The organism is Stenotrophomonas maltophilia group sp. Smal32, assembly GCF_030237085.1.
Classification (GTDB): domain Bacteria; phylum Pseudomonadota; class Gammaproteobacteria; order Xanthomonadales; family Xanthomonadaceae; genus Stenotrophomonas; species Stenotrophomonas maltophilia_Q.
This window is the reverse complement of sequence record NZ_JASJSI010000148.1, coordinates 1-8,269: the sequence shown is the minus strand read 5'-3', so window position 1 is coordinate 8,269 and position 8,269 is coordinate 1. Positions and strand designations below refer to the sequence as shown.

The 8,269-nt window shown below is 65.3% G+C and carries 7 protein-coding genes; 3 read left to right on the top strand and 4 right to left on the bottom strand.

Annotation, left to right across the window (positions count from 1 at the left end; genetic code table 11):
• Positions 1–32 precede the first annotated feature (32 nt).
• Positions 33–3,146, top strand: a complete 3,114-nt coding sequence (locus QRO91_RS20835; protein ID WP_285310540.1) for an efflux RND transporter permease subunit — start codon at positions 33–35, stop codon at positions 3,144–3,146.
• 39 nt (positions 3,147–3,185) lie between these two features.
• On the opposite strand, the gene QRO91_RS20830 is transcribed toward QRO91_RS20835, so the two are convergent.
• The 4 genes from QRO91_RS20830 to QRO91_RS20815 form a co-directional block, all read right to left on the bottom strand.
• A complete protein-coding gene (locus QRO91_RS20830) occupies positions 3,186–3,608 on the bottom strand; it encodes a low affinity iron permease family protein (protein WP_049431804.1) in 423 nt (140 codons plus the stop codon).
• Between the two features lie 67 nt (positions 3,609–3,675).
• Positions 3,676–4,011: a hypothetical protein gene (locus QRO91_RS20825; protein ID WP_005411085.1), complete on the bottom strand. Its 336-nt coding sequence runs from the start codon at positions 4,009–4,011 to the stop codon at positions 3,676–3,678.
• Between the two features lie 75 nt (positions 4,012–4,086).
• Positions 4,087–4,347: a hypothetical protein gene (locus QRO91_RS20820; RefSeq protein WP_049431806.1), complete on the bottom strand. Its 261-nt coding sequence runs from the start codon at positions 4,345–4,347 to the stop codon at positions 4,087–4,089.
• A 200-nt stretch (positions 4,348–4,547) separates the two neighbouring features.
• On the bottom strand, positions 4,548–5,000 hold the full coding sequence (locus tag QRO91_RS20815; protein WP_049431809.1) for a nucleoside deaminase: 453 nt from the start codon (positions 4,998–5,000) through the stop codon (positions 4,548–4,550).
• A gap of 80 nt (positions 5,001–5,080) precedes the next feature.
• Here QRO91_RS20815 and ubiE point away from each other — a divergent pair, with 80 nt between their 5' ends.
• Together ubiE and QRO91_RS20805 are read left to right on the top strand one after the other, a co-directional pair.
• Positions 5,081–5,842, top strand: a complete 762-nt coding sequence (gene ubiE, locus QRO91_RS20810; RefSeq protein WP_197651008.1) for a bifunctional demethylmenaquinone methyltransferase/2-methoxy-6-polyprenyl-1,4-benzoquinol methylase UbiE — start codon at positions 5,081–5,083, stop codon at positions 5,840–5,842.
• 264 nt (positions 5,843–6,106) lie between these two features.
• Positions 6,107–8,041, top strand: a complete 1,935-nt coding sequence (locus QRO91_RS20805) for a M1 family metallopeptidase (protein ID WP_197651007.1) — start codon at positions 6,107–6,109, stop codon at positions 8,039–8,041.
• Positions 8,042–8,269: the final 228 nt, after the last annotated feature.

Sequence of the window (8,269 nt, the reverse complement as noted above, 5' to 3'; positions counted from 1 at the left end):
CGGCCGGCGGCGCGAAGTAAGCGGAGAACCCCATGGCACGCTTTTTCATCGATCGACCCATCTTTGCATGGGTCATCGCCATCATCATCATGCTCGCCGGCGGCCTGGCCCTGTTCAAGCTGCCGGTGGAGATGTACCCCGACGTTGCGCCTCCCACGATTACGTTGACCGCCATCCATCCCGGGGCTTCCGCGCGCACCATCGAGGAAACGGTGACCCAGATCATCGAGACGAAGCTGGTTGGCATTGATGGCCTGCAGTACTTCACCTCGCAGAGCTACTCCTATGCGGGCTACTCCAACGTCACTCTCGTGTTCCACACAGGCACGGACTTGGATGCGGCCCTGGTGCAGGTCCAGAACCGCGTACAGCAGGCCATGCCGGCATTGCCCGAACAGGTCCGCATGCGCGGGGTGAGCGCCGCCAAGGCCAGCAGTGGCTTCCTGCAGATCGTGGCATTCGTATCAACCGATGGTGCCCTGGATGCCGCCGATGTCGCCGATTTCGTCGGATCATCGGTGGTGGACACGCTGAGCCGCGTACCTGGGGTGGGACATGTGCGCGAATTCGCCGGCAAGTACGCTCTGCGCATCTGGTTGGATCCAGCGAAACTGCAGGCGTATGCCGTCAGTGCCGAAGATATCGCCCAGGCCGTGCGTGGCCGGACCCTCCAGCCTGCGTTTGGCGAGCTTGGAGGGGGGCCGGCTGTGGATGGACAACCGATCTCGGCCTATATCGAAGGTGAGCCTTCGGCACGCACGGCAGAGGACGTGGGCGGCATTGTCATCCGTGCGAGCACCGATGGCAGCGAACTGCGTCTGCGCGATGTGGCACGGGTGGAACTGGGAGCTGAAAGCTATGAGTTCAGCAATCGCCTGAATGGTCGGCCTGCCGCTGGCGTCGGCATCACGCTCGCGCCGGGCGCCAATGCGCTGCAGACCCGTGCAGCGGTGGATCAAGCGCTGGAAGGCCTGTCTGCGTCCTTGCCTGCAGGCGTGGAGGTGGTAGTACCGTATGACGCCACACCGTTCGTACGCATGTCGATCAAGGGCGTGGTGCAGACCCTGATCGAAGCGATCGTGCTGGTGTTCGTGGTGATGTACCTGTTCCTGCAGAACTTCCGCGCCACCCTGATCCCGGCCATCGCCGTGCCGGTGGTGCTGCTGGGTACCTTCGGCGTGCTGGCCATGCTGGGCTTCTCGGTGAACATGCTGACCATGTTCGCGATGGTGCTGGCGATCGGCCTGCTGGTGGACGATGCCATCGTGGTGGTGGAGAACGTCGAACGCATCATGTCCGAGGAAGGGCTGTCTCCGCTCGAGGCTACCCGCAAGTCGATGGGCCAGATCACTGGCGCGCTGGTGGGCATCGGCCTGGTGCTGTCGGCGGTGTTCGTGCCGATGGCCTTCATGAGCGGTTCCACCGGCGTGATCTACCGCCAGTTCTCGGCCACGATCGTCTCGGCGATGGCATTGTCGGTGCTGGTCGCGATCGTGCTGACCCCGGCGCTGTGCGCGACCATGCTCAAGCCGCTGAAGAAGGGCGAGCACCATGTTGCCCATCGCGGCCTGGCCGGTCGCTTCTTCAACGGCTTCAACCGCGGTTTCGACCGCACCAGCGAAAGCTACCAGCGTGGCGTGCGCGGCATCATCCACCGTCCGTGGCGCTTCATGGGCATGGTTGCGGCGCTGTTCGTGCTGATGGGCGTGCTGTTCGTGCGCCTGCCCAGCGCATTCCTGCCCAATGAAGATCAAGGAACGCTGGTAGTGCTGGTGAACGGAGTGGCGGGATCGACACTGCAACAGACCACGCATGCATTGCAGGCGGTCGAGCACTACTTCCTGGAGAGCGATCCCATGGCCGAGGCGATGTTCACGGTCGCCGGCTACAGCTACTCGGGGATGGGCCAGAATGCGGGCCTTGCCTTCATCCGGCTGAAGGACTGGGCGCGACGCGGCTCAGCCGACAATGCTGAAGCCATCGCACTGCGCGCAACCCGGGCCCTGGCAACGCAGGGAATGGCCGATTTCCACGTGCTGGCGCCGCCCCCGATTCCCGCGCTGGGCAATGCATCCGGGTTCGGCTTCTTCCTCAAGGATGATGCCGGGCAGGGACATTCGCACCTGGCCCAGGCGCGCGATACGCTTCTTGCCGCTGCGTCACAGAGCCCATTGCTTCAGCAGATGCGCGCCAACGGCATGGAGGATGTGGCTGCTCTGCAGGTGTGCATCGATGATGCGAAGGCCAGGGCGCATGGCCTCACCGCCGAGCGGATCGGGAACGAACTGGGGGCTGGTTGGGGCGGCCGCTATGTCGCCGACTTCCTGGACAGGGGGCGGGTCAAGCGGATCATCATGCAGGCCGATGCGTCCAGCCGCGGGCTTCCGCAGGATTTCAGCCAGTGGGCGGTCCGCAATGACCAGGCCCGCATGGTGCCCTTCGATACGCTGGGCAGTACCCACTGGATCCAGTCGTCACCGCGCTTGGAGCGCTTCAACGGCACGGCGGCCATGGAAATCCATGGCCAGCCTGCGCCCGGTACGTCGTCAGGCGAAGCGATGAGGGAGATCGAGCGTCTCGTCGCACTGCTTCCCCCGGGCTTCAGCATTGAATGGACGGGTGCGGCCAGCCAAGAGCGGGATTCCCGCTCCCAGTTGCCGCTGCTCTACGTTCTTTCATTGTTGATGGTGTTTCTCTGCCTGGCGGCCATGTATGAGAGCTGGATCGTACCGGTTGCAGTGCTGCTGGCGGCTCCGTTGGGCATCCTTGGTGCGGTGCTGGCCAATACCGTCAATGGCCTGGAACGCGACATCTACTTCCAGGTGGCGATGCTGACCACGGTGGGCCTGACCAGCAAGAACGCGATCCTGATCATTGAGTTTGCCAAGGAGCACATGGAGCACGGGGCAGGCCTGATCAACGCGATCATGCACGCCGTGCGCGACCGCTTGCGCCCGATCGTCATGACCTCGCTGGCTTTTGGCATGGGAGTGATTCCGCTGGCCGTGTCCTCGGGGGCGGGTTCAGGCGCCAAGCAGGCCATTGGTATCGGGGTGCTCGGCGGAATGGTCGCGGGCACAAGCCTGGGCCTGCTCTTCGTACCGCTCTTCTTCGTGGTAGTGCAGCGCGCGTTCAAGCGTGGATAGATGGCCTGATCGGGAATTACCATGCCATGCAGCGTCGCGCTACACCGCTTCATCATCGCGCGGAGCCGCGCGGCAGGCACGCACGCGCAGCAGCGCGTCACCGGCCTCGCGGGCCATGCGCTCGTATTCGGCGCGGATCTCCTCCAGCCGCTCCTCGTCCAGTTCTTCCAGATCCAACAGTTCGTTGTTGGCCTCGGCCGTCGCCCGGATCAGCTCGTCCAGCTTGATCTGCATTGCGGCCGTATCTGCGTTCTGCGTGTGCTGGATCAGGAACACCATCAGGAAGGTGATGATGGTGGTGCCGGTGTTGATCACCAGCTGCCAGGTGTCGTTGAAACCGAACACCGGGCCACTGATGCCCCAGATCACCACGATCGCTACTGCAGCCAGGAAGGTCCACGGCGAGCCGGTGGCGGCCGCGGCCTTCTTGGCGATCGTATTGAACAGATTTCGTACTTTCATCGTCGTCGTCCCACTCAGGTGACGAGGATGATCGGCAGTGGCCCGTGCAGGCGCCGTGCAGCGGCGGTCAGGCGCGCATGCGCTGCAGCCGCGGTGCCTGCAGGCTGCGCACGGGACTGCTCTGGTAGACGTGCTGCCAGCAACGGTCGACGAACTCGCGGGCCTGGGCTTCACTCAGTCGCGGCATGATCTGCAGGGCGTACTGGGTCTGGAACATCTCGTCACGTTCGGCCTCGCTGGCGCGCGGCTGGGTGATCAGCGAATCGCAGGCAAACTTGATCCACGGCACGTACGAGCCGAACGAGTTGTGCGGCAGTGCGCCTTCGGCATGTTGGCGGCGCCAGTGGTCAAGCTCGGCGTCTACGTTGATGACCGGAGGAATGGTGGGGACTTCAGCGTGCATGACAATCCAGTTCGGTTGAGTGGAAAGGGAGTGGGGGTTCATCGGAGTGTGGCGTATATGGCGGTGCATGCCGCGTCAGCGCGATGTGGAGCTGGCGTTGGCATGTCCGATCAACTGCGCATGCTCGACGGCACCGAGATCTTCGGCCAGGGTGGCCATCGCGTTGCACAGGCGCTGGTGGTCGTGCGGATGGCGACGGACCAGCTCCAGTTGCATGCGCTGGTAAGCGGTCCAGAACAGGGCGCCGCGCCGGTGCAGTGCATATTGCCGCTGCAGGCGTTCGCGGATCGGGTCGAGGATCGAGTCTGGTGCAGGTCGTACGGCGTGCGCGCACATGGCTGGCTCCGCCGGGGAAAGAAAGTCCCGGTAACCCCCACCCTAGGCGCGGCAGCCGGGCAGGGTGTTATCGCAGCGTGTGCGCGTTGCGCAGCTGACTGTGCACGGGTTCACGGCAATGGCCGCAAACGCTGCCGGCACTAGGGCGTGCCGGCACTGAAGCGTTCATTAAACGGATTCAACAGGCCACTGCGTGGTGATCATTCACCGATGTCTTCATTCCAGATCTCCGGGTGCTGCGCAATGAAGCCGCCCAGCAGGTCCACGCATTCCTGGCTGTCCAGGTCGATCACGTTGACGCCGTTTTCCCGCAACCAGTCGATGCCGCCCTGGAAGGTGCGCGATTCGCCCACCACCACGGTGCCGATGTTGAACTGGCGCACCAGGCCCGAGCAGTACCAGCACGGTGCCAGGGTGGTGACCATGATGGTGTCCTGGTAACGGCGCTGGCGGCCGGCCTTGCGAAACGCGTCGGTCTCGCCGTGCACGGACGGGTCGCCTTCCTGCACGCGGCGGTTGTGGCCGCAGCCGAGCAGGCGGCCGTCGTTGTGGTACAGCGCCGCGCCGATCGGCACGCCGCCCTCGGCCAGGCCCTGGCGGGCTTCGGCAATGGCGGTCTTCAGCAGGGCCTGGTAGTCGGGCGTGGTGATCATGCGGGGCTCCGGTAAGTCGTGGCACGCCATGATACGGGCAGGGGGTGCCGCTGGCCCCCGGCGGTGCGATAATCGGGGCCATGAGCGAATCCCCCTACAAAGCCGGTACCACCCATTTCGGGTTCCGCGACGTCGCCGCCAAGGACAAGCAGAAGCTGGTCGGCCAGGTGTTCACCTCGGTCGCGCGCAACTACGACCTGATGAACGACCTGATGAGCCTGGGCGTGCACCGGGCGTGGAAGCGTTACTACGTGGCCACCGCGCAGGTGAAGCCGGGTGACCGCGTGCTCGACCTGGCCGGCGGCACCGGCGACATCGCCGCCCTGCTGAAGGAGCGCGTTGGCGCCGAGGGCTCGGTGGTGCTGGGCGACATCAACGCCGGCATGCTGTCGGTCGGCCGTGACCGCCTGACCAACCGTGGCCTGGTGCTCGGCCTGGACTACGTGCAGTGCAACGCTGAAGCCATGCCGTTCCCGGACAACAGCTTCGACCTGGTGACGATCGCCTTCGGCCTGCGCAACGTGACCGACAAGGACGCCGGCCTGCGCGAGATGTACCGCGTACTGAAGGTGGGCGGCCAGGCCCGCGTGCTGGAGTTCTCCGAAGTCACCGCTGACTGGTTCAAGCCGATCTACGACTTCCACTCGTTCAGGATCCTGCCGAAGCTGGGCAAGCTGTTCGCCAACGATTCGGACAGCTACCAGTACCTGGCCGAGAGCATCCGCAAGCACCCGCCGCAGGAAGAGCTGAAGGCGATGATGGGGCAGGCCGGTTTCGAGCGCTGCCACTACAAGAACCTGACCGGCGGCATCGTCTCGATCCACTCCGGCTACAAGCTGTAAGCCCTGGACGGGGGAAACCCCGGTATCTGCTCTGGTAGGTGCCAACCTTGGTTGGCACAGCTGCTGCCGGCATCTGCTCTGGTGGGTGCCGACCTTGGTCGGCACAGAAGCTGCCGCGAGCGTTGATGGATCCGTGCCAACCAAGGTTGGCACCCATCAAGGCGCGGCGCCTGCGCTCCCGCCGCCATTACCCCGCACCGCGCAACGCCTGCGGGGCCGGAGGGAGGTACCATTGGGGTTTGATCCCCGTAACGGTCCCGATTCATGCGTAATCCGCTGATGCTCCTTCCGCTGGCCGTGGCCCTGGCCCTGGCCGCCGGCTGCTCCCAGGAGGCGGCCGCGCCCGCCGCCGCACCGACTGCCGAAAAGGCCCCCGCCGCCCCCGTGAACGCCGAGAACCGCAGCCACGACGAAAGCTCGTACGCCGAGCCGGACAAGGTCGCCATCAAGGACATCGCGCTGGATCTGAAGCTGGACTTCGACCAGAAGCAGATCGGCGGCACCGCCACCTACACCCTGGAATGGAAGCAGAAGGACGCCAAGCAGCTGGTGCTCGACACCCGCGAGCTGACCGTGTCCAAGGTCGAGGCCGTTGCCGCCGATGGCGCGCGCAGCCCGCTGAAGTTCGAGCTGGCCGCCGCTGACAAGGTGTTCGGCAGCAAGCTGACCATCGAAGCGCCGGAACAGCCGGCCAAGATCGAAGTGACCTACCACACCGCCCCGACCGCCTCAGGCCTGCAGTGGCTGGCACCGTCGATGACCGAGGGCAAGAAGCTGCCCTTCATGTTCAGCCAGTCGCAGGCCATCCACGCCCGTTCGTGGGTGCCGCTGCAGGACACCCCGAGCGTGCGTTTCACCTACAGTGCGCACGTGGTCTCGCGCCCGGACGTGATGGTGCTGATGAGCGCCGACAACGATCCGAAGGCCGCGCGTGACGGTGATTACACCTTCAAGATGCCGCAGCCGATCCCGTCTTACCTGCTGGCCATCGCCGCCGGTGACCTGGTGTTCGAGCCGATCTCCGGCCGCTCCGGCGTCTGGGCCGAGCCGACCATGGTCAACAAGGCCGCCAAGGAATTCGAAGACACCGAAAAGATGATCGGCGCCGCCGAGAAGCTGTACGGCGAGTACCGCTGGGGCCGCTACGACATGCTGGTGCTGCCGCCGTCGTTCCCGTTCGGCGGCATGGAAAACCCGCGCCTGACCTTCGCCACCCCGACCGTGATCGTCGGCGACAAGTCGCTGGTCTCGCTGGTCGCCCACGAACTGGCGCACAGCTGGTCGGGCAACCTGGTGACCAACGCCAGCTGGAAGGATATCTGGCTCAATGAAGGCTTCACCACCTACGTCCAGGGCCGCATCACCGAAGCCCTGTACGGCAAGGAGATGGCCGAGATGGAAAAGCAGATCGACCAGACCGACCTGCTGGCCGAAGTGAAGGACATGAGCCCGGCCGACCAGGCGCTGGCGCTGCCGCCGCTGAACGAGCGTGACCCCGACGAAGCCCTCAGCCAGGTCGCCTACGTCAAGGGTTCGTGGTTCCTGGAGTTCCTGGAACAGCGCTTCGGCCGGGAGACCTTCGACCCGTTCCTGCGCGGCTGGTTCGATGACCATGCCTTCCAGAGCGCGAACACCGACCAGTTCGTCGACTACATGAAGAAGAACCTGCTGCCGAAGAATCCGTCGGCAGTGACCGAGGCCGAGCTGAAGGCGTGGCTGGACGAGCCGGGCATTCCGGCCTTCGCCACCAAGGCGCAGTCGCGCAACTTCAGCAGCGTCGACACCGCGCGCATCGCGTTTGCCAGCGCCGGCACCGTGCCGAGCAGCCAGGTCATCGCCGACTGGAGCACGCAGGAATGGGTGCGTTTCATCGACGGCCTGGGCGCCACCCAGCCGCTGGACAAGCTGGCCACGCTGGACAAGGCCTTCCACTTCACCGGCACCCCGAATGGCGAGATCGCCATGCGCTGGTACCCGCTGGCGATCCGCAGCGGCTACGAGCAGGCCAATGAAGGCGCGGCTGCATTCATCGAGCGCGTCGGCCGTCGCAAGCTGATCATGCCGATCTACGCCGAACTGGTGAAGACCCCGAAGGGTCTGGAGCTGGCCAAGCAGGCCTTCGAAAAGGCCAAGCCGGGCTACCACCCGATCACCACGGCCTCGGTGCAGGACATGCTGGCCAAGGCTGAAGCCAAGTAAGAAAAAGCGCCGGGCATCCCCCGGCGCTTTTTTTTGTAGAGTCGCGCGGGGGGGCCGCCGCCGCGGGCGGGGGCCGCCGCGCGCGCCGCCCGCCCCCCACCACCCCACAAACCAACACAACCCCCCCCCACCCCCCACAACAACCTCACGCCCCGCCCACGCGGCGGGGCGGGGCGGGGCGGCCCCCTCCAGCTACCTGCCCCGCGCTCCACCGCCGAGGCGGCGCGC